At 35.7% G+C, this 21926-nt stretch carries 20 protein-coding genes; 6 read left to right on the forward strand and 14 right to left on the reverse strand.

Annotated elements, in window-relative coordinates:
* Positions 1–173: 173 nt before the first annotated feature.
* Positions 174–563, reverse strand: coding sequence for a hypothetical protein (locus tag MHH73_RS16765; RefSeq protein ID WP_191809970.1), 390 nt, complete (start codon positions 561–563; stop codon positions 174–176).
* Between the two features lie 229 nt (positions 564–792).
* On the opposite strand from MHH73_RS16765, the gene MHH73_RS16770 reads away from it, so the two are divergent.
* Positions 793–1200, forward strand: coding sequence for a GNAT family N-acetyltransferase (locus tag MHH73_RS16770; protein WP_225230358.1), 408 nt, complete (start codon positions 793–795; stop codon positions 1198–1200).
* Between the two features lie 191 nt (positions 1201–1391).
* Here the strand turns inward: MHH73_RS16770 and MHH73_RS16775 are convergent, their stop codons facing one another.
* Positions 1392–1904, reverse strand: coding sequence for an RDD family protein (locus MHH73_RS16775; protein WP_191809968.1), 513 nt, complete (start codon positions 1902–1904; stop codon positions 1392–1394).
* A gap of 17 nt (positions 1905–1921) precedes the next feature.
* Complete coding sequence (sppA, locus tag MHH73_RS16780) at positions 1922–2932, reverse strand: signal peptide peptidase SppA (protein ID WP_341068218.1); 1011 nt, start codon at positions 2930–2932, stop codon at positions 1922–1924.
* Positions 2933–3104: 172 nt separating this feature from the next.
* Here sppA and MHH73_RS16785 point away from each other — a divergent pair, with 172 nt between their 5' ends.
* Positions 3105–3902, forward strand: coding sequence for an NAD kinase (locus MHH73_RS16785; protein WP_191809964.1), 798 nt, complete (start codon positions 3105–3107; stop codon positions 3900–3902).
* A gap of 197 nt (positions 3903–4099) precedes the next feature.
* Here the strand turns inward: MHH73_RS16785 and rarD are convergent, their stop codons facing one another.
* From rarD to hutG, 5 genes are all read right to left on the reverse strand, one after another.
* Positions 4100–5029, reverse strand: a complete 930-nt coding sequence (gene rarD / locus MHH73_RS16790) for an EamA family transporter RarD (protein WP_341068220.1) — start codon at positions 5027–5029, stop codon at positions 4100–4102.
* An 85-nt stretch (positions 5030–5114) separates the two neighbouring features.
* Positions 5115–6704, reverse strand: coding sequence for an amidohydrolase (locus MHH73_RS16795; RefSeq protein WP_341068223.1), 1590 nt, complete (start codon positions 6702–6704; stop codon positions 5115–5117).
* Between the two features lie 111 nt (positions 6705–6815).
* Positions 6816–8402 (reverse strand): acyl-CoA synthetase MbcS, encoded by a 1587-nt coding sequence (gene mbcS / locus MHH73_RS16800; RefSeq protein ID WP_341068224.1) that lies wholly within the window; start codon positions 8400–8402, stop codon positions 6816–6818.
* A gap of 282 nt (positions 8403–8684) precedes the next feature.
* Positions 8685–9890, reverse strand: coding sequence for a sodium/glutamate symporter (gltS, locus tag MHH73_RS16805; protein ID WP_191809956.1), 1206 nt, complete (start codon positions 9888–9890; stop codon positions 8685–8687).
* Positions 9887–10855: a formimidoylglutamase gene (hutG, locus tag MHH73_RS16810; RefSeq protein WP_341068225.1), complete on the reverse strand. Its 969-nt coding sequence runs from the start codon at positions 10853–10855 to the stop codon at positions 9887–9889. The genes gltS and hutG overlap by 4 nt, the downstream gene beginning before the upstream one ends.
* A 152-nt stretch (positions 10856–11007) precedes the next feature.
* Between hutG and MHH73_RS16815 the strand changes: the two genes are divergently transcribed.
* Complete coding sequence (locus tag MHH73_RS16815) at positions 11008–11892, forward strand: LysR family transcriptional regulator (RefSeq protein WP_341068226.1); 885 nt, start codon at positions 11008–11010, stop codon at positions 11890–11892.
* 52 nt (positions 11893–11944) lie between these two features.
* On the opposite strand, the gene MHH73_RS16820 is transcribed toward MHH73_RS16815, so the two are convergent.
* The 3 genes from MHH73_RS16820 to MHH73_RS16830 form a co-directional block, all read right to left on the reverse strand.
* Positions 11945–12145, reverse strand: coding sequence for an alpha/beta-type small acid-soluble spore protein (locus MHH73_RS16820; protein ID WP_191809950.1), 201 nt, complete (start codon positions 12143–12145; stop codon positions 11945–11947).
* A gap of 116 nt (positions 12146–12261) precedes the next feature.
* On the reverse strand, positions 12262–13467 hold the full coding sequence (gene thiI / locus MHH73_RS16825) for a tRNA uracil 4-sulfurtransferase ThiI (protein WP_191809947.1): 1206 nt from the start codon (positions 13465–13467) through the stop codon (positions 12262–12264).
* Positions 13467–14609, reverse strand: coding sequence for a cysteine desulfurase family protein (locus MHH73_RS16830; RefSeq protein ID WP_341068228.1), 1143 nt, complete (start codon positions 14607–14609; stop codon positions 13467–13469). Before MHH73_RS16830 ends, thiI begins: the two co-directional genes overlap by 1 nt.
* Before the next feature lie 378 nt (positions 14610–14987).
* Between MHH73_RS16830 and brnQ the strand changes: the two genes are divergently transcribed.
* The gene (gene brnQ, locus MHH73_RS16835) at positions 14988–16331 is read left to right on the forward strand and encodes a branched-chain amino acid transport system II carrier protein (protein WP_341068230.1); all 1344 of its coding nucleotides are present in this window, start codon (positions 14988–14990) and stop codon (positions 16329–16331) included.
* A gap of 179 nt (positions 16332–16510) precedes the next feature.
* On the opposite strand, the gene ezrA is transcribed toward brnQ, so the two are convergent.
* On the reverse strand, positions 16511–18208 hold the full coding sequence (gene ezrA, locus MHH73_RS16840; protein WP_191809941.1) for a septation ring formation regulator EzrA: 1698 nt from the start codon (positions 18206–18208) through the stop codon (positions 16511–16513).
* Between the two features lie 308 nt (positions 18209–18516).
* On the opposite strand from ezrA, the gene hisJ reads away from it, so the two are divergent.
* Positions 18517–19323: a histidinol-phosphatase HisJ gene (hisJ, locus tag MHH73_RS16845; RefSeq protein ID WP_341068232.1), complete on the forward strand. Its 807-nt coding sequence runs from the start codon at positions 18517–18519 to the stop codon at positions 19321–19323.
* Here the strand turns inward: hisJ and refZ are convergent.
* On the reverse strand, positions 19309–19950 hold the full coding sequence (gene refZ / locus MHH73_RS16850; RefSeq protein WP_191809937.1) for a forespore capture DNA-binding protein RefZ: 642 nt from the start codon (positions 19948–19950) through the stop codon (positions 19309–19311). The two genes, hisJ and refZ, sit on opposite strands and share 15 nt — an antisense overlap.
* 178 nt (positions 19951–20128) lie before the next feature.
* Between refZ and MHH73_RS16855 the strand changes: the two genes are divergently transcribed.
* Positions 20129–20608: a GAF domain-containing protein gene (locus MHH73_RS16855; RefSeq protein ID WP_341068233.1), complete on the forward strand. Its 480-nt coding sequence runs from the start codon at positions 20129–20131 to the stop codon at positions 20606–20608.
* Between the two features lie 66 nt (positions 20609–20674).
* Here the strand turns inward: MHH73_RS16855 and megL are convergent, their stop codons facing one another.
* The gene (megL, locus tag MHH73_RS16860) at positions 20675–21862 is read right to left on the reverse strand and encodes a methionine gamma-lyase (RefSeq protein ID WP_341068234.1); all 1188 of its coding nucleotides are present in this window, start codon (positions 21860–21862) and stop codon (positions 20675–20677) included.
* Positions 21863–21926: the final 64 nt, after the last annotated feature.

A 21926-nucleotide genomic window follows, 5' to 3' on the forward strand; every position in this document is an offset into this window, starting at 1 on the left:
TTGCAAATAAAGGGATTAAGTATTTATGGCCATATGAACCAAATCACAGGTTTAATTCTCATATTAACAATAATAACGATAAAAAAAGAAAAAGCCTTATTACATTAATTAGTAAAAAGCTTTTTCTTTTTGAAAAACAATTACTACCCTTGGTGTAGAAAAATACCATGATCTTATTTTTTAAAGCTTTTACTATTTATAGTCCTCAAGATTTCGTCAACAATAAAGAATAAAACTGATATCATTACTGAAAACAAGGTGAAAAACCATAATAAAAAAAAAGGGATAATTCCTAATAGAAGATGGAACGCAAACGTAAAGAAAAAACGTGCTTCTTTAGATTTCTTTAATATTTTTTCTATGACAATCGATAAAGGTAAACCATAAAGAAAAATTCCAGCTCCAATATAAATAGAGTAAATTATAAAGTCATCAAAAAAAATGAAAAAATCGCGTGGTTCATTATATTCACCTAATAAAATATCAATCGGAACCAATAGAGTAATTATTAAGGTAGATATAAAAAATGTTAAAAGTGAGGTAACTAATTTTCTTTTTATCATTCTTTCACCTCCTTCAACAAGATAATTATAGCACTAATGGATATTATTAGTGCTTCTTTATGGTGTGAAAAGGGAAAATACAAAGAAAGAAGCATTTCAAAACGCATTTGATGGAATGAAAGCCCACCTTTATAAGGTAATTTCACTAGAGTAAGCAGGTTAATTCAACAAAGATTTCTCTGAAAATATATGGAATATATTATTGATTTGATTTTAGGGGAAGAAACAAATGGAGATTAGAAAAGCAACTTCAAATGATATAAAAGAATTAGCATCATTAATGGACCAACTTGGTTATCAGAACTCAATAGAGCAAATGAGGATTAGGTTTAATAATATTGAAGCTACTACAAACCATTATACTTTAGTTGCAATCTATAAAGAAAAAGTTGTTGGAATGGTTAGATTTCATACTGGTGTCCTTTATAACAAAGATGGTATATACGCTCGTGTAATTGCTTTTGTAGAGGTTTCCAAATTTAGAAGTAAAGGAATAGGAAGGCGTTTATTAACTGAAGCCGAAAGCATTGCAATAATTTCAGGTGCTGATGGGATTGGTTTAAATAGTGGAAATCGTACAGAACAGATAATGCACATCCATTTTATAAAAATATGGGATATGAAGCAAAAAGCATAGGATTTGTAAAAACTCTTATTTAACTAACTAACGGGGCTTTAGTTAGATAGCCCCATATTGGTCTTGCCCCTGTCAAGTAGACAATATAAAAAGCTAAGCAGTGAGCTTGGGTTAATTACATACACTGATTATTTCACATAACAAAAAGCCACCCCTTAAAGGAATGACTTTTTATATACCGAGCTATTCAATTATCTCTCATGGACAACGGTTGTATCTGCAAATAGGTCATGTATGCCCTTCTTTTTTGGATGAAAAGCTACGACAAGGTAAGGAAGCATCATCACTGTACCTGAGATGAAGCGACCAATCCACTCTCTAAAAAGAATCGTTCCCCACGAAAGCTTCCCTCCATCTATTTGTACGACTCTTAAACCGAATACCATTTTTCCTAATGTTTGCCCGAGGTATTTCGTCATAAGAACAAAATACAGATAGAAGGTCAATGTGGTTGCAATCGCAACAGCAGAAAAGTAAGACGAGTTATCTAAAGAAACATCTAAAGCTCTAAAAACAGGGTAAATCAGGATACTATTAATGCTACCAATTATTAGCCAATCTAATAAATACGCCCAAAATCTCATCCAAAACCCCGCTAAACGATACTCTTCAGTCACAGTCATCAATTCGGAAGGCACTGCTTGTTCATAACCTTCTTCTTGTTGCAGCAATTCCTTATTTTCGGATTCGTCTTGATTATGCATGCAAATAGGCCTCCTTTCTATTCAGCATATAAATACATTAGGCGTGGGGAATTCGGCTGTGTAAGAAGCTTCATTACACCTTCCATTTGCAGATCATTCCCAGCAACTTTATTTGCTGCCACACTAAGAAGTGAGCCGAAACCAACATTATCGCTATATTGAATAACTGCAGCGTTTTCTAAGCCGACATCGTTTTTCATTTCATTAATGACATCTTCTGCATAGCCTAATCCGTCAATTAATTGTTTATCTAATGCTTGACGACCATCATAAATACGACCATCTGCTAGTTCACGGACTTGATTTTCTGACATCTCCCGCCCAGAAGCAATAACCTCTACGAATCCTTGGTAAGCATTATCTATCATTTCTTGTAAAATGTTTTGTTCTTCTTTAGTCATTTCTCTCGTTTGACTCATAATGTCTTTAAATTCGCCACTTTTGATTGTATTGAATTCAACGCCTATCTTATCCGCAAGTTCGGTAATGTTTACCCCTTGCATAATGACACCTAATGAACCTGTCATTGTATCTGCACTAGCGAAGATTTTTTCCGCCGGAGCTGAAATATAATATCCACCAGACGCAGCCATAGAACCCATAGAAATATACACAGGTTTATTCGCCTCTTCTTGAATTTCAACAATTTTATCGTGAATTTGCGCGCTCTCAACAACACCCCCACCCGGTGTATTCACTTTAATTACAACACCTTTAACAGTGGTATCATCTTTCACATGGTTTAATAATTTCATAAAACGATTGTGGTTATATGTAGAAGATGCTAATAATGAGCCACTCTCACCCGTATCCTGAATCGTCCCATTTAAATTTAATACAGCAATTTTATTTAAAGACTCTCCTGTTTCGATGATTTCTTCAGTAAAAGCATCGTCGCCTGTGGCCATCAAGTTTGAAAAGGTATCTTCAAAATTCGTTGATGCCAAGGTAGACATAAAGTTAATTCCTACTGAAAATGCAAATAAAACAGCAGCAATTCCCAAAGCAGCCCATCTCTTTGCTGTCATTCCATCATTCCTCCTTTGAATTATGTATCCTCTTCCCATAGAATAAGAATTAAGATGATTAGGTTATCTCTTCTTATGATAGCAAAAAATGTCACTTCTTCAAATCATAAGCACCTTTATTCATTTTATCTTTCCAACACATTTTTTATGAAACATTAAAGGAGGTTTTTTCATGCATCAACGACTTTTATATTTCTACCATAAACAAGACACCGAAACACTTGCAATTGTAGAAAACTTAAAACAACAAGCAAGCAATCATGGCTTTACTATAGTAACAGATCCGAAAGAAGCGACCATTATTGTTAGTATTGGAGAAGATGGCGCGTTCTTACAAGCAGTAAGGAAAACGGGATTTCGTAATGATTGTCTATACGCAGGGATCTCCACACATGGGCCATTAGGTATTTACTGTGACTTTCAATTAAATGAGCCTTCGAAAATGTTAGAAGCAGCACAAAATGAAAATATTGAAGTTCGTAAATATCCCACAATCCAAGTTACAGTTGATGGGGAAACCTCTTTTCAATGCTTAAATGAGTTCTCCATCAGGTCTAGTATTATTAAAACATTAGTGATGGAAATCTATATAGATGGTCAATTATTTGAAACATTCCGTGGTGATGGAATGATCGTTTCAACTCCTACTGGTAGTACCGCTTATAATAAATCAGTCAACGGTGCGATTGTAGACCCCATGCTACCATGTTTACAAGTAAGCGAGCTTGCCTCTTTAAATAATAATAAGTATCGTACACTTGGCTCTTCATTCATTTTAGGAGAACAAAGAACTTTAACATTAAAAATCACACATGAGGGAAATGATCACCCTATCATGGGGATGGATAATGAAGCATTAAGTATTCAGCATGTCGATGAAATAGAAATCACCTTAAGTCCACACAGTATAAAAACCGTTAAATTAAAAGACAACTCTTTTTGGGAAAAAGTGAAGAGAACCTTCTTATAAAGAATGGCCAGGACAACAAAATGAACGCGATAGAGAGGTAACCAAAATGAAAGCCGTTGAAATTTTATTATCTTAAAATTTCAACGGCTTTATTCTAAAATGGGATGCAATAGTTGATATCCACCATACTTTAGCGACCTTAACGCAAGAAGATCTCGGCATAGACCTAAGAAGAGATATTAGAACCAGCCGCTTCTTCACATCCCTATTTGTTTTCCTCTAGCTATTTTACTTTCCCATAATAAAACCCACTTTGTACGGGATAAAGAATAAATAGTCAGCGAAATCCATATAAACAAAAAGGATAAGAAATGTGCTTTAGAGAAATATTCACCATATACAAACACACCTAAAACAAGCATGATCGTTGGCGCAATATATTGTAAAAACCCTACCATTGAAAGAGGAATTCGTTGGACTCCGTTAGCAAAAAGCAATAATGGTACGGCTGTTGCTACTCCAGCGCCAATCAATAATAAATCTAAACCAACGTTTCCATGAAACAGCATCTGTTTTTGCTGCCCAAACAAACTACCCATATATAGTAAAGCAATTGGCGTAATAACCATCGTTTCAAGTGTAAGGCCAATGGCTGCATCTACTTTCACTATTTTTTTCGCTAACCCATACAGTGCGAAGCTTAAAGCAAGTAAAAAGGAAACCCAAGGAAATGAACCATATGAAACAGTTAAAATAATCACACCAATGGCCGCTAGTGAGAAAGAAACATATTGAGAAATAGATAACCGCTCTTTGAAAACGACCATCCCTAGGAGCACACTAATCAACGGATTAATATAGTATCCCATGCTAGTTTCAATCATTTGTCCATTATTTACAGCCCATATAAAGATAAACCAATTCGCACTTACTAATAGAGAAGCGATAATTAGTCCGAACAACTGCTTCTTTGTTTGCCACAGTCCTTTTACAACAGTCATAAAAGTACGCAATTTACCTAAAAATAGCAATAAAATCAGCATAAAAATAAAGCTCCAAATGACCCGGTTAGCAAGTGTTTCGCCAGCACTAACCCCGCCTATTAACTTCCAATAAATCGGCAGTATTCCCCATAACACATACGATAAACCTGCATAAATTACACCTTGCTTAACATCTTGCGCCATTTTCTATCCTCAATTCTTTCTATATTCGAAATAAAATGTATTATACGCCTAAAAGAATGGAATAGACAATAGTTTTTAAACTATTTTAACTTTTTGTATAAACAATCTCGTCTGCTACCACAGTCATTTCAATAGTGATGTTGGGGATTTCTTGCACAGGGATGCTAAAAATATCTTCTTTTAAAATCGTAAAATCCGCTACAAATCCCTCTACAATCATCCCGCGTTCATGCTCATGACTACATGCATAAGCGCTTCCTCTCGTATACAACCACACCGCATTAAAAGGTGAAAGTGTTTGGTTGATATCATAAACCGTTTCATTCGAATCATTCACGTTTGTTCTGGTAACTGCTGCATGGATACCTAACAATGGACTTAGTGGTTCAATAGGCGCATCCGATCCACCTGCACATATTACACCCTCTTGCATGAGAGTACGCCAAGCATAGCACCATTTCATATGTTCTTCCCCAATTCGTTCAATTACCCAAGGAAAATCTGAGGAAACAAAACTCGGTTGAATATCAAGAACTAATGGTTGTTTTTTCGCTCGCTCAATAAGCTCTTCCCTTAATATTTGCGCATGGATGATTCGATCTCTATCTTTAGTATGCTGCGGATGTGCCTCTATTGCTGTTAGGGCCATTTCGAATGCTTGATCCCCAATCGCATGTATGGCAACAGGCATAGAATAAGAACGAGCTTTCTCTACTAAAGCATTTAGTTCCTCTTGCGTAAATATAGCTACTCCACTTGTTTCCTTATCATCTGCATATGGATGACTTAATAAAGCGGTTCTTCCGCCAAGTGCACCATCTGCAAATATTTTCATCGCACCAAATTCTATAAATGGATGAGGAGAAATCGCCTTCGCTTGTTGTTCATCTACCACCTCATGATGAACGAGTAAGTGTGCTCTAAACGGAAGCTTGGCATCTTTTATCACCGTTTTAAAAGTTTGATAGGTCTGTTCAAAGCCACCATAATAATTTAGGTCTTCTGTATGTCCTCCTGTAAGACCTAATCGATGTGCGTCACGAATAGCGGCTTTCATAGCTTTCATCATATAAGCATCAGTTACTGACGGTATCACAGATGTAATCAATTCTTGTGCTTGATCCTTTAATAAGCCATTCGGCTGACCATCCTCATCTTTTTCAATTACACCACCTGAAGGACAGACTGTCTTTTTTGAAATACCCGCAAGCGCCATTGCCTTTGTATTCACACTAATCGCATGCCTACATACCCGTTTAAGCATGACAGGGTGATCATTTACCCATCTGTCTATATCACTAGCAACGATAGGTTCTGCTTCATCCCAGAGATTCTCATTCCAACCCTCTCCAATAATCCACTCACCAGGGTTGGCATCTTCACTATATTCTTTTAAAGCTTGTAAGCTCGCTTCTTTTGAAGTGAATTGCGATAAATCAAGACGAATAAGTTTTTCCCCATGTCCAATTAAGTGCATATGACTATCAACAAAGCCTGGGAGCATTACACTCCCCTTTAAATCCACTAACTTCGTCAACTCATGCTGATAGACATGTCTCAATTCAGCTTCATTACCTGTTGCAATAATTCGCCCTTCTCTTGTAAAAACAGCTTCAACGTAATCATTTGCTGTTTGCATTGTATACACTTTTCCGCCAAACCAAAGTGTTCCCATTCCCTTTGACTCCTTTATGATTTTTCTACAGTATAACAAAAAAGCCCATTCTTCTATATCACTCAATATAAAAAAGACAGAAGATTTTTATTTTCTTCTGTCTCTTTTATATTAGTTGGCCGTCGTCTTTGTAGCCTCTTGTTTTCGTAACTCTTTTCTCATAATTTTGCCTGAAGTTGTTTTTGGTAAATCTTTAACAAATTCAATCTTTCTTGGATATTTATACGGTGCTGTAAGCTCTTTAACATGCTGTTGTAAACTCGGAATTAAATTAGCGTCATTTTCATCGACATCCTCTTTTAAAACGATGAAGGCTTTGACAATCAAACCTCTGACTTCATCTGGACTGCCTACAACCGCACACTCTTTAACAGATGGATGCTTCACGAGCGCATCCTCAACTTCAAACGGTCCAATGGTATAACCTGAGCTAATGATAATATCATCACCGCGTCCTTCAAACCAAAAATAACCATCTTTATCCATCTTGGCTTTATCCCCTGTAATATAATAATCTCCACGGAATTGCATGGCCGTTCTTTCAGGGTCTTTATAATAATTTTTAAATAGTGCTGGCGTATCAACATGGACAGCGATATCCCCTACTTCACCTACTGAACATGGCCTGCCGTCTTCATTAATGATCTCTACTCTGTTACCTGGTGTTGGTTTTCCCATTGAACCCGGTCTTAACCCCATGCCTTTCGTGACACCTACAAGCAGTGTATTTTCCGTCTGTCCATATCCGTCTCTCACTTCAAGCCCGAAATGCTTTTCAAAAATATCAATGACTTCTCTGTTCAAAGGTTCTCCTGCTGAAACAGCACTATGAAGCTTTGATAAATTATATTGACCAATATGATCTACCTTTGCCATTAAGCGATATTCTGTAGGTGTACAGCAAAGCACATTGACTTCATAATCCTGCAAGAGTTGTAAATACTTTTTCGGTTCAAACTTTCCGTTATAAACAAACCCTGTTGCTCCTGAGCCTAATACAGAAAGAAAAGGGCTCCATATCCATTTTTGCCAACCTGGACCTGCTGTTGCCCAGACAGTGTCCCCTTCCTCAATACCAAGCCAATGTGTAGCTGCAGTTCTTAAATGAGCAAATGCCCAACCATGGGTATGAACGACACCCTTTGGATTGCCTGTTGTTCCCGAAGTATACGAAAGAAAAGCCATATCGTCTTTCTTCGTTTCTACTATTCTAAACGACTCATTTGCTCTTTCCATTTCTTCATCTAAAGAAATCCATCCTTGCGCTTTTCCTCCAATAATGAACTTTGGAAGTTTCTCTGCTTCTTTTATCTCGTTGAATTCTGATACATAAGGTTCGTAACTAACAATCGCTTTGACATCACCATGATTAATACGATATTGTAAGTCTTTAGTTTTTAACATTTCTGAGCTAGGGATGACAACCATTCCTGCTTTCAGCGCAGCTAAATATGTTTGATATGCTTCTACAAGACGAGGAATGATCACTAGAACAACATCGCCTTTTTCTAACCCTTTATCTACGAAAACGTTTCCAATTCTATTCGCTTTGTTCATTAATTGCTTATATGTAATTTCCTTTTTCTCACCCTGCTCATCTTCCCATTGAATCGCCAGTTTATCACTATTTTGTGCATAGTGCTCAACCTCTGAGACTAAATTATAAACCTCTGGTGCTAATAAATCCTCTCGTTTCATCCAAAAACCTCTCCTTTTCTCTAAATCTATGCGTCATTCTAGATGTTACTAATGATTATACTAAATTATTTAAATAATTAAAATAATTTCTCTCTCTATCTCATTGATTGATTGCCAAACACAAACTTACTTCCTTCAAAAACATAGTTAAATTCTCCTTAAGCGCTCTCTTTCTTTTTTCGCTTTATATTCTCTTAAAGATGCAAAAAAATCCGAGCAATATTATTCTCATTCGTTGAATTGAATAATTACTCGGATTCTTCTTACAATATATTTTCTTTTTTAAGATAATAAATTAATGCTCGTAATTATAATTGGCATTGCAAAGACATCGATGAGAAATGCCCCTACAATTGGTACAATTAAGAATGCTTTTGGCGAAGGTCCATATTTTTCAGTAATGGCAGACATATTCGCCATCGCATTTGGTGTTGCCCCAAGACCGTGTCCTGTAAATCCACCGACCATTACAGCAGCATCATAATCTTTTCCAAATACCTTAAATAGAACAAAGATAGAGAACAACACGATAAAGACCACTTGAATAAATACAATGAATAGCATTGGAAGAGCAAGGTCAGCAATCTCCCATAGTTTAATGCTCATAAGCGCCATTGAGAGGAATATACCTAATGTAATATCGCCAATAAAATTAATTGATTTCATATCAATGATGCGTCCATTTACTTTATCTACAATATTTCTTACGATTACAGCAACAAACATCGCTCCAACATAGCTTGGTAATACAAAACCTGTTGCTTCGGAAAATAATTCTCCTAATAATGATCCAACTGTCATACAAAAAGTAATAATGAGAACTTGAACCATAAAATGATTAGTAGAAGTTGGTAAATGATCTTTATCCTCTTCTAATGTAGTGGCAATTTCACTTGCTGAATCACTTGATTGTTTAGGTGTTAATTTGTATTTATTAATTAAATACTTAACTGTTGGCCCTCCAACTAAACCACCAGCTATTAAACCAAACGTAGCAGCAGCTAATCCAGTGGATAGTGCAGACTCTATTCCTAATTCTTCAATTGTTCCACCAAATGCCGTTGCGGCACCATGTCCACCTTCCATAGAAACGGCCCCCATCATGACACCTAGTAACGGTTCAAGACCAAGTGCGGTTGCTAGAGAAATCCCAATGGCATTCTGACATAAGGCAAGTACGCCACAGGCAATCCAGTAGAAGATAAGAAGCTTACCACCTAACTTCACTAATTTAAAACTAGCCCCTAAGCCAACCGTCGTAAAAAAGGTAAGCATAAAAATGCTTTGTAGTGATGTATCTAATTCAATATTCATTAACCCTGTTTGTTTTAAAATTAAAATAAGTAAAGCAAATAATAATCCGCCCACAACTGGAGCAGGTATACAATAACGATTTAACCAAGGCACCTTTTTTATTAATATGTTACCGATTAACAAAAGGGCGACAGCAAGAAATAATGTTGAAATTGAATCTAAAGTGATGTTCATCTCTTTGTCCTCCTGTGAAATGCACTGATTGCTTCACTCACCAATTGAGCTGCAACTGCTGCTGTTTGTCCATCTCTGTCTAATGAAGGATTAACTTCGGAGATATCAAACGAAATCGTCTTATCATTATGTGTAACCCATCGAACAAGTTCCCTTACTTCAAATGGAGTTAAGCCGAATGGAGATGGCGCACTTACACCTGGTGCGTAGGCAGAATTAACAGCATCCATGCACAGTGTTAACAAGCACACATCACATTCTTTAATAAAATCATTAATTACTTGTTTGGTTTGATTTAAACCTTCTGCATGAATGGTTTCTTCTAAAATATAGGTGACACCCAGTTTGGAGGCAGTCTCGAAAAGGGAAGCTGTATTCCCCTGTTTTTGTATGCCAATGCATAAATAATTTGCATTTTCGTCTTGATCTAATATTTGTTTAAACATCGTACCCGATGAAGGCGCTTCATCATATGATCGTAAATCAAAATGTGCGTCAATATTTATGATACCTAATTTCTTCTGTTTACTTATCGATTTTCTAACACCTAAGTAATGACCGTATAGCGTCTCATGACCACCACCTAATATGATAGGTGTAGATTTTTCATTGAGAATCAAGCTAACAAAATCCCCTAATTCTGCTTGTGCTTCTTCCAACTGCTGATGATCACAAACCACATTACCAAAATCATAAATATTGGTATCAACATCATATGGAAAAGGTAATTTAGCAACTGCTTTTTTTATGGCATTTGGTCCCTCTTTTGCTCCTAGTCTACCGTTGTTTCTTCTTACCCCTTCTTCACTTTCGAAACCAATCATTCCATAGCTAGATCTTTGTATTTTACAGCTCGGCGTGAGAAGATTTTCCGTTTTAATAACCTGATGGTATCTAAAACTCTTTCGATCCTCTAAAGAGTCAATTCTGCCTATCCATTGGTCTTTCCTTCCTTGACTGTACATTGCGAACTCCCTCACTTTTATTAAATTTCTGATTTTTTAGAGTGGATATATTTAAAAGTATCGTATAAAAAAAGTATATAAAGAGTTATGCTATAATGACCAATACCAAATATATATATATCTATAGCTTTTAACTATAAGCAGGTGAAAAAATGGACATAAGGAAATTAAATTATTTTATCACAGTAGCTGAGGAGAAGAGTTTTTCTAAGGCAGCACAAATTTTACATATATCACAGCCGTCATTAAGTAATGCCATTATAAAATTAGAAAATGATTTAAAGATGGAGCTATTCAAACGAGATACAAGAAGTATATATTTGACAGATATCGGAAAGGTTTTTTATCAAAGAGCTCTACATATAGTAAGGCAATTCGAACATTTTCAACTAGAAGTGGCAGAGATGGCCGAAACCGGTGATGGTCATATTAATATTGGTATTATTGAATCTGCCAAGTTTTGGCTATTCAAAGTCATAAAGGATTTTAAAATTACCTACCCTGATATACACTTTCAATTTAATGAAGTGCTTGGCCAAAAAGAAGTTATTTCTTCCATATTAGAAGGAGATGTGCATTTTACTATTACCAATCAACCCATGCATAATCAATTAATAACTTCACACCCGCTTTATCATGAGCCCTTTATGTTAGCTATTTATGAAACACATCCACTTGCTCGTGAAACTTCTGTAAAGCTCACTGATATTGCTAATCAAACATTTATTATTAGTCGTGAGGGTTTCCAGACCAGAGGAGATGTGCTACAAGCTTTTATGAAGGAACAGCTTTATCCAAAAATTGAATATGAAATCGAACGCTTAGAAACTGCTTGTAAAATGGTTGAAGAAGGTTTAGGCGTGACTATATTACCTAAAAGCTACTTAGATTATAACCCTACCCCTCATATTATTGGCTTGCCCATTGATTCTATTTTTCTTAATAGAACTGTTTATCTTGCTTATCTGAAAGACAGATCCATGACGCCTGCCATTCAAAAACTGTTAAACAACATACGTCAATTTGATGTTTTTTAAATAGAAAAAGGGCGAAGTGATTACTCCGCCCTTTTGTAGCCATCATATTAAATTATTTTTGGAAACCACCTAATTGTTGTTCAGCCATTTGAACTAAACGTTTAGTGATTTCTCCACCAACTGAACCGTTAGCACGAGAAGTAGTTTCTCCACCAAGGTTTACACCAAATTCAGTTGCGATTTCGTATTTCATTTGATCAAGAGCTTGTTGTACACCAGGTACTACAAGATTATTTGAGTTGTTGTTTGCCATGTGATTTCACCTCCTTGTGAGTATAGAATGTGTAGAATCACATGGCACTATGCAATAAATATTTGGTAATTGTTGCATTTATATTACTGATTGTCATCTATTCGTAATAAAGAGCATTAAAAAAGATCTTCCATCTCTTTTTCTATGTTTGAATTCGGCATAATAACAAGTTTTTCGGTATTTTCAACCGCTTTTTGAATATACGGCTCGAAGTCTGTATAGCTTTCAAAATGTTGAACTTTTTCAAGCTTCGGCTTCGTTTTAGGTGAAGAAGGTACAAATACAGTACAACAATCCTCAAATGGACGAATAGAAATGTCATGCGTGTCAATATTCTGGGCAATATCAATAATATCTGCTTTATCCATCATAATCAGTGGCCTTAAAATCGGTGTGCTAACCACCTCATTAATAGCATACATACTTTCCATCGTCTGACTAGCAACTTGTCCAAGACTCTCACCAGTAATAATGGATAATCCTTGATATTTTTCTCGAAGGGCGTCAGTTATTCTAAGCATTAACCTTCTAGTCGTTGTCATTGTATAGTTATCAGGAATTTGTTTCTGAATCAGCTGTTGAATCTCAGTAAAAGGAACAATATGAAGTGCCACACCACCATTAATTCGAGAGAGCTTTTCCGCTAGATCAATGACTTTTTGTTTTGATCTTTCACTTGTAAATGGAGGGCTATAAAAATGAACCGCCTCGACTTCAATTCCTCTTTTCATGGATAGATAGCCTGCGACAGGGCTGTCAATCCCACCAGATAACATGAGCATACCTTTCCCGCTTGAACCAGCTGGTAATCCACCGGCGCCTTTAATATTCTCACATGAAATATAGCTTGCTTCTTTTCTCACTTCAATGACTAAATTTATACTTGGTTTCTTCACATCAACTGGGATAGTGGGCATATTTTGTAAAATATGTGCACCAAATGCTTGGTTGATACCAAAAGTATCTAATGCAAAACTTTTATCTGCTCTTTTCGCAGTAATTTTGAACGTATCGCCTTCTTGATATACCTTTTGCATTAATTGTAATGCCTTTTCCTTCATTGTTTCTAAATCTTTTTCTACCTTTAACACGGGACTAAAAGATTGGATACCAAAGACACCCTTCAATCTTTCAATAATCTCTTCATGTGGCTGGTCATTAAGCAGAACAAACATGCGATCTCTTTGCCCCTCGACCTTGATTTCAGGAAAATCATGTAAGACTCTCTTTACACTTTTTCTTAATTTATCTATAAAATTTTTACGGTTTCTTCCTTTAGTTGAAATTTCCCCATAACGAATTAATATTCTATCGTATTTCATTAAACCTTCATTACCTTTCTCAGTTGAAATATAGTATTTTTCACTGCATGAATAAATTTTTCTACTTCATCAGCAGTTGTTTGATAGCTCAAACTAACTCTCACTGCACTCAAAGCAATTTCTTCTTTTATACCCATTGCAAGTAATGTACTACTCGCATGAGCATGCTTAGATGAACACGCACTAGTAGTAGAGATATAAATATCATTCTCTTCTAAGGCATGAACAAAAACCTCTGACTTAAAACCTTTAACAGAGAAATTAAGAATATGTGGCGCTGTCGCTTTTATTGGCGTATGGATAATGACATCTTCTATCTCATCCAATGCTATTCTCATTTGATTCATTAAACTAGGGAGGTTAGAGCTAGAATTGAATTGATCATTTGTCATCCTCAACGCTTTAGCCATCGCGACAATTCCACCTGTATTTTCTGTTCCGCTCCTTAATTCACTTTCTTGGTTGCCACCAGCAAGGAGTGGTATTAAGGATACACCTTGCCGTAAATATAAAAGACCCGTACCCTTTAAACCATGAAATTTATGGCTTGACATTGTACATGCATCAATACCATATTCATATAACCCCAGAGGGACTTTACCTACTGATTGAACCGCATCTACATGAAAGAAAACCTTAGGATATTCCTTTAATAATGTTCCAATTTCTTTAATCGGTTGGATGGTACCTATTTCATTATTGACATGCATAACCGAGACAAGAATCGTTTCTTCCCTAATAGCTATCTGTAAATCATGTAAAGAAATTCTGCCATCCTCATCTACAGGTAGATACGTCACTTCAAAGCCTTCTTTTTCTAACTGCTTCATTGTCTCAATAACAGAAGGGTGTTCGATGGTTGTTGTAATTAAATGGTTGCCACGATTCTGATATTGTTTAGCAATTCCCTTAATTGCCATATTATTACCTTCCGTACCACCAGAAGTAAACAGCAATTCTTTTTCTTTTACTTTAAGCAATTGTGCTATCTGTCTTCTCGCTTGTTGCAGTAGTTTTTCAGCTTTCTCACCAACGCCATGGAGGGAGGATGGATTACCAAAAAAGGTAGAAGAAACTTTTACAAACGCATCAATTACTTCTTTATATGGTTGAGTTGTTGCACTATTATCTAGATAAATCATTACGGCTCCTCCTTGAAGAACACTTATGCAATTTTTAATCATAGCATAATTTTGGCTGAGATAGAAATGTTATTTGTATAAGAAGAAATGAAATTTTACTATTTTGTAAAAACAAATTATTACGATACACAACAAAAAAATTTTTTGTGTATTAATACAGATTTTACTTTATCATTTTGGGTATTTAATTTATAATGAAAATAATTGGTTAAAAAAAACTCCGAAAAATCTAATCCTTTCAAAGTTTACCACCGTTATTTCAATATACCCAAAATTGCAACATTTTTATAATTCGACACAGTTCGTCAAAAGCATGGTACTATAGTTTCGGTTGAAAATTTTAGTGACTATTGACGAGCGACTTAGGGGGTAAATTGTATGAATAATAACACACTTTCATTCAAACAAATCTTTTCAATAGGTTTAATGCTCTTTGCTCTATTCTTTGGAGCAGGGAATATGATCTTTCCACCATTTTTGGGACAAGAAGCTGGTACTTCCGTATGGGTTGCAATTATTGGTTTTCTGATTACTGGTGTCGGACTACCGCTCATTGCTGTGATTGCAATTGCAAAATCTGGGGATGTACAAACAATGGCAAATCGAGTTCACCCATTGTATGGATTGATCTTTACTGTGGCAATGTATTTAGTCATTGGCCCACTATTTGCTATTCCTCGTACAGGAACCGTTTCTTATGAGATAGGGATATTGCCGTTTTTATCTGAAAACGCTGCCAATTCGATTTGGCCACTTTTAATATTCTCTATCGTTTTCTTTGTGATTACGACTTTATTAGCTATGAATCCAGGTAAGCTTGTAGATGTAATCGGTAACATTTTAACGCCACTACTTCTAATTATTCTAGCTGTAATTGTAATAAAAGCGATTATTTCACCGATAGGAGACCCTCAAGCTCCAACAGGCGCATATGTAGATAGTGCCTTCTTTAAAGGCTTTATCGAAGGGTACTTGACAATGGATACGATTGCCGCTCTTGTCTTTGGTATTATCGTTATCAGTTCAATAAAAGGCTTCGGTGTTACGAAGAAAGCTTCTATTACAAAGATTTGTATTGCCGCGGGACTTATTGCCGCAGCTGGTCTAGCAATTATTTATGTAGCACTTGCTTATATTGGTTCTACATCTCCAAATACATTAGGTGTACAACCAAATGGTGGAGCGTTATTATCAGTAGCCGCCCAATTTTTATTTGGCTCTGCAGGTGGTTATATTCTCGGGTTTGCGATTATTTTTGCTTGCTTAACAACAGCCGTGGGATTAATTTCATCTTGCGCAGCCTACTTTAATAAAATTGTACCACGTGTTTCTTATAAAAAGTTCGTTATAATTTTTTCAATTTTTAGTATGGCGATAGCAAATGTTGGGTTAACGCAATTAATTAATATCTCAGTACCAGTGCTAACGTTCCTTTATCCATTAGCTATTGTGCTTATTTTACTCTCACTTATAAACAATGTATTTAAAGGGGCATCTATTGTTTATATTTGTGCACTCATTCCAACAGGAATAATTAGCATAATAGATGGATTAAATGCAGCTGGCCTAGCGAGCGAAGGACTAAATCAATCGCTTTCTATCTTGCCGTTATTTAGTGTAGGTATTGGATGGCTTGTCCCTGCAATCATTGGTGCAATTGTTGGTTTTATTATCGCTCTCAATACAAACCCGAAAGAACAGTTACAAACTCAAGAAGATTAAAAAAAAGAAATAGTCACTAAAAAAAGCGAAGGAAAAGGGGCCTTCGCTTTTTTCTTGTGTGATAGTCATTTCTTATGAGTTTTCGGTCAGTCAATCAAGGTTCTAAATCACTCATTAATCGAAAGACTAACGATTATACAAAAACCTGAAAAAAAACTGATGTAGCTTTAATGACCACATCAGTTTTTTTCCTCTTCATCTATCCAATCTTTAATCTTCTCCAACGCTCCTGGTTCAACTTCTTCAATCGCGGTTGCTGCCAGTTCAAGTGCTGCTTTGTATTCATAATTCCTAAAGGCAAGTTCAGCATTCGTAAACTTTTCCTTTAATCCTAGATGACGACTTCGATATCTATTACCATACTGAATGACTTTTTCAGTTAACGAATATGTCTCTATCATATCCTCAGTGTATTCAACTGCCTTCTCTACTGATATAAAGGCTATTTCCATATAATCGTTCACAGAAGAAATATTTAATGGCTTTTCTTCAAGTCGTAAGATAACCTCTTTAATCTGATCGTTTGCTTCTTTCATTACAAATTTATATTCTTCTGGTAATCCCGGAATATTACTTTTTGATACTAAGCGTGCTACGTCACTAACCTGCTTTTTCAACTCGTTAATTTTTTCCCTTGCAACCATTTCATCTTTACGTAGTGCTTCTAATTTTTCGCTAAAACGCGTTTGTTCTTCTTTTATAATATCCAGTTCTTCTTTTACAGCTGTCAATTCTTCTTTTAAAACTGTATGAGGGACTTTTTGTTCCTTGATTTTATCTTCTAATACTTCATATTTTTTAATAGCATTCGTCAGTAGCTTCTGAAGTTTTTCCTGTGTATCACTTTCCGTATCTGGTACATGATATGTATCGGAAATAATTCGCATTTCTTCTATTAAATCCATATGTCTTTCACTGCTATCAATTAAGAGATCTTTTGCCTTGCTTTCTTCTTTAGAAACGAAGTGTTTTGCCATAACTTCCTTTTCTAACAGTTCATATAAACTATCAATTCGTTCCTTAATTTCATCTTGGAGTTCAGAAGCAGCTTTTACGTTTATCTCTTCAACTAACTCAATAATTTTTTTAACTTCTTTTTCAATTTCAATTATATTCTTCTCTACCTGAAGGTGCTCGAGTAGGTAACCTTGCTCCTTCATTTCCTCGAACCCATCCTTTAATTCTGCTAATTGATTAGGCAATTTAGTATTGACCTCAACTAACAATACAGGAATTTGATCTATATGATCGTTCATTTCTTCCATCTTTTGATTTAAAGCAAGAACTAGTTCCCGTGCTTCAAGATAATTACCTTCATTTGTTTTTTGAGTATACAACTCGAATTCATTATGTATTTCACCTAACCTGTTTTCGAGTTGTTCACCCGGCTTACCATAGGCATGACGTTGTGTTAATAACCGCTTTTTATAATTGCGATATGTATCTTTCAACGCTTCCATTTCGAGGCGGTTCTTTTCTTCGCTCCCCACTAACTCTTTTAGCTCTTTTAAAATTTGGTTGATTTGTTCCTCTACTAAGTTCAATTCCGTTTCAATCTTATTTAAGCTTTCCTTTGCTTTATTAAACCGATATTTATCTATGTATTCTTCCGCATCAAATAAAGTCGTTTCAACCTCAGGAAGCTGTGATGTGACGATTTCGTCCCAAGCACTTCGCCACTTTTCAAATAATTCTTCTGTTTGGCCTGTCATATTTAGTGCCTTCACCTTCGATAATTCATCCAAAACAGGGCGATCCATAATTTCAAGCTTCCATGTCTCTAGTCGATCCACTTCCTTGAAGTATTTCTTCTTAAAAAAATACCCTGTAAAATAAATGCATATGAAAACTATGAGTACACCAATTACATATCCCATCTGTAAAGCCCCCTGTTCTGTAACCGAACCAAATATATACTTAAACTAATCATTTTCTTGTTCATTTCAATGCTTTTATGATACCATGTAAACGACATTTTTTGACTATTATTTTAAGATTTTATTGAAATAATTGGACAAAATTTGTATAATCAATCTTTTTACATCTTCAATTGACAGAAAAACTTCTATTTTCCCGGAAAGAAAACCGATTAAAGTTAAATTCTACACGTATAAATGATTATTTTTATTTATCTCATATATCGTACTAAATAACAATTATTTCGCTATGAAAAGGAGCTTTTCACGTGAAAAAAGATGGTCATATTCATACGCCTTATTGCCCTCATGGATCAAAAGATCAAATGAAACATTATATTAATAAAGCGATAGAGCAAGGCTTTACTGATATCACTTTTACTGAGCATGCCCCTTTACCCACTAATTTTATTGATCCTACACCAGCCAAAGATAGTGCAATGAAAAATAGTGATATTGCCAATTATTTAGATGAAGTTGAACAGTTAAAACAACAATATAAAAAGGATCTCAATATACATATCGGGTTAGAAGTGGATTATATTGAAGGGTACGAAGACGAAATAACGGCTTTTTTGAATAAAATTGGCCCAAATATCGATGACGCCATCTTGTCTGTTCATTTCTTAAAAGGAGAAACTGGTTATCATTGTTTAGACTATAGCCCTGATGTTTTCCAAGAGATGATTAATGAATACGGGTCTATTGATGCTGTCTATCAACATTATTTTCGTACAGTTCAAAAGTCCATCTTAAGCGACCTTGGTCAATATAAACCGACTAGAATGGGTCATATTACTTTAGTTAAAAAATTCCAAAAAAAATTTCCCGTTGAACAGGAATTTGAAAAGGAACTAAGTGATATTTTAAATGCAGTTAAAGAAAAGCATTACGAACTGGACTATAATGCCGCTGGGCTCATTAAACCGCTATGTTCTGAAAGCTACCCTCCGGCATCAGTCGCACAAAAAGCCAAAAGAATGGGCATTCCACTTGTGTTCGGCTCTGACGCTCATCAAGCAAAACTTGTTGGGTACGGTTGGCAGAAGTTAAATTCCCAGTTACAAAACATTTAGCAATGTTACTTGCTGTTCTTTTGACTCTTTTCTACAAACAATATGATCAACCCATGCATGAGTTTCACGTACATACTTTTCCACAAAATAACTTTCATGGGGAACAAGGTAAAGCACTTCTGTTAAGTAATGACTATTAAGAAATGGCATAGTAAGCAGACTCTTCCATTGTAGAATTAAATACGACGCCGTGTTTAGATAGAATTCTTTCGTCTTGAATCCTTGTTCAAATATTTTATTTAAATAATACTTCTCCTTCGTTAAATAAGTGGACATAATTTCTCGGACCATTTGCGAATCGATCGACATTTCTCTAATAATCAGTCTCGTTAATTGCACATTTTCAAATTGGAAATAAAGGATATTTTCAGCAACGGCCTTTAGGGATTGAGTCGCTCCTCGGTCTAAGAGATTATACCCTTTCTCAATTTCTTGAATATATGCTTCATAATATTCCGTTAAGCATTGCTCTAACAAACCATTCTTATTGCCAAAATAATAGGATATATTAGCAACATTTGTTTTTGCTTTATTGGCGATATCCCTAACAGATGTTCCATTGAACCCTTTATGGTTGAAGAGATAGATAGCTGCATCAATTATTGCCACTTTAGCATTTTCTTTCATGCGCTCTTTCGCCTCCCTATAACAAGATTTTTGTTCATATTTCCACTGTTCTTGTTATAATAAATCTATTCTTGCATAAAAGAGATTTTCCTTTTATTAATTGTCGACAAAGTCTCCCCTTTTACCCTATGTTATGGCATAATACCTTAAATACTTAAAGAAAGCATGGTGATGCATGATGTTTAACGTCGAAAATTATCAAGGAAATAAAGAAGAAAATTATCAATTAGTTATTAAGCAACTTGCTGCACTATTAGAAGGTGAAACAAATACAGTCGCCAACTTAAGTAATGCTTCTGCGTTATTGAATCAATTTTTAGACCGCACCAATTGGGTTGGTTTTTATTTAATGGAAGATGGAGAACTTGTTCTCGGACCATTCCAAGGATTGCCTGCATGTGTAAGAATTCCAGTCGGTAGAGGTGTTTGCGGTACTGCAGCTTCTAAACAAGAAACACAAAGAATTGCAGATGTTCATGCTTTTCCTGGCCATATCGCATGTGATGCGGCTTCTCAATCGGAAATTGTCATTCCCATCGTAAAAGAAGGAACATTATTAGGTGTTTTAGATATTGATTCTCCTGAAAAAAATCGCTTTGATGAAGTAGATGAAAAAATGCTTGAAGCATTTGTAAAAGAATTAGTGAAGTTTTTATAACTGCAAGAAATGCGAACAAATGCAAGAGAGGCTACATGCATTTGTTCGCATGTTGATTAGATGATGTTATTTGCATTGATATAACGCTTCAGAGAGATCTGCTTGAATATCTTCGATCGCTTCTAACCCCACTGAAAGCCGTAATAAATTATCTTCAATCCCCATTTTTTCTCTTTCTTCTTTCGGTACGACAGCATGTGTCATCGTTGCCGGATGTTGAATTAAAGTCTCTGCATCACCTAAACTCACAGCCACTTTAATAAGACTTAGGTGATTCATCAATGCTTGCGCTTCTTTTTGCCCACCTTTAATTTTAAAAGAGATAATGCCCCCAGGTTGCTTCATTTGTTTTGCAACAATCTTAGCTTGTGGATGATCAGCAAAACCTGGATAATAAACTTGCTCAATTTTCTCATGATCTCGTAAAAAATTGGCAAGAATAGCAGCTTGTTGACTGTGTCGATCTAATCGAATAGGTAATGTCTTGATACCTCTTAATAATAACCAAGCATCAAAGGGAGATATAATACCGCCTATATCTTTTCTTGCTTGTCTCGCGATGTCGTCCATCCACTCTTTTTTCCCTGCCACAATGCCAGCAATGACATCTCCATGGCCACACAAATACTTTGTTGCACTATGAACAACAAGATCACACCCAAGTGCAATGGGGTTTTGCAAATACGGGGAACAAAAGGTGTTATCTACTACAACAGGGATTTGTTTTTCTTTACCTATGGCTGCGACCATTTCAAGGTCAACAATATCTAGTGTTGGATTAATCGGTGTTTCGATGTAAATACAAGTGGTTTCTGGTGTAATGCAATTCATTAACTCTTCTCTAGAGTTCATAGGAGAAAACTGATGCGAAATCTGGTATTTTTCTTCTAATAAATGCAATAGACCATATGTGCATCCATATACCCCTTGCGAGCATAAAATATGGTCTCCTGCTTTCGTTAATGTTAGTAAAACAGATGAAACTGCTGCCATTCCAGATCCAAAAGCTAATGCCGATTCTGCGCCTTCTAATTCTGCCATTCGTTTTTCTAAGATTTCAACAGTCGGGTTACCTAAACGTGAATAAACATATCCTGCTTCTTCAGAGGCAAACCTGCGCGCACCTTCTTCTGCACTTGAGAATGTAAATGTCGCTGTTTGAAACAATGGTGGTATTAAACTGCCGTTATAGAATTGACTATCATAACCAGAATGAATACATTTGGTCTCTATTCTTTTCTCGTTACCTTCCAAGGATATCTCCTCCAAGATTATATTTGAAAACGCTTACATAATTATAAAAATAAAAATAGACTTA

The sequence above is a fragment of the Cytobacillus sp. FSL K6-0265 genome (assembly GCF_038003465.1).
Lineage (GTDB): Bacteria > Bacillota > Bacilli > Bacillales > Cytobacillaceae > Cytobacillus > Cytobacillus stercorigallinarum.

Bases quoted from the DNA above. Each gene is read 5' to 3' on its own strand.
- MHH73_RS16765 (WP_191809970.1), bottom strand. From the start codon at position 563: ATGATAAAAAGAAAATTAGTTACCTCACTTTTAACATTTTTTATATCT.
- MHH73_RS16770 (WP_225230358.1), top strand. From the start codon at position 793: ATGGAGATTAGAAAAGCAACTTCAAATGATATAAAAGAATTAGCATCA.
- MHH73_RS16775 (WP_191809968.1), bottom strand. From the start codon at position 1,904: ATGCATAATCAAGACGAATCCGAAAATAAGGAATTGCTGCAACAAGAA.
- sppA (WP_341068218.1), bottom strand. From the start codon at position 2,932: ATGACAGCAAAGAGATGGGCTGCTTTGGGAATTGCTGCTGTTTTATTT.
- MHH73_RS16785 (WP_191809964.1), top strand. From the start codon at position 3,105: ATGCATCAACGACTTTTATATTTCTACCATAAACAAGACACCGAAACA.
- rarD (WP_341068220.1), bottom strand. From the start codon at position 5,029: ATGGCGCAAGATGTTAAGCAAGGTGTAATTTATGCAGGTTTATCGTAT.
- MHH73_RS16795 (WP_341068223.1), bottom strand. From the start codon at position 6,704: ATGGGAACACTTTGGTTTGGCGGAAAAGTGTATACAATGCAAACAGCA.
- mbcS (WP_341068224.1), bottom strand. From the start codon at position 8,402: ATGAAACGAGAGGATTTATTAGCACCAGAGGTTTATAATTTAGTCTCA.
- gltS (WP_191809956.1), bottom strand. From the start codon at position 9,890: ATGAACATCACTTTAGATTCAATTTCAACATTATTTCTTGCTGTCGCC.
- hutG (WP_341068225.1), bottom strand. From the start codon at position 10,855: ATGTACAGTCAAGGAAGGAAAGACCAATGGATAGGCAGAATTGACTCT.
- MHH73_RS16815 (WP_341068226.1), top strand. From the start codon at position 11,008: ATGGACATAAGGAAATTAAATTATTTTATCACAGTAGCTGAGGAGAAG.
- MHH73_RS16820 (WP_191809950.1), bottom strand. From the start codon at position 12,145: ATGGCAAACAACAACTCAAATAATCTTGTAGTACCTGGTGTACAACAA.
- thiI (WP_191809947.1), bottom strand. From the start codon at position 13,467: ATGAAATACGATAGAATATTAATTCGTTATGGGGAAATTTCAACTAAA.
- MHH73_RS16830 (WP_341068228.1), bottom strand. From the start codon at position 14,609: ATGATTTATCTAGATAATAGTGCAACAACTCAACCATATAAAGAAGTA.
- brnQ (WP_341068230.1), top strand. From the start codon at position 14,988: ATGAATAATAACACACTTTCATTCAAACAAATCTTTTCAATAGGTTTA.
- ezrA (WP_191809941.1), bottom strand. From the start codon at position 18,208: ATGGGATATGTAATTGGTGTACTCATAGTTTTCATATGCATTTATTTT.
- refZ (WP_191809937.1), bottom strand. From the start codon at position 19,950: ATGAAAGAAAATGCTAAAGTGGCAATAATTGATGCAGCTATCTATCTC.
- MHH73_RS16855 (WP_341068233.1), top strand. From the start codon at position 20,129: ATGTTTAACGTCGAAAATTATCAAGGAAATAAAGAAGAAAATTATCAA.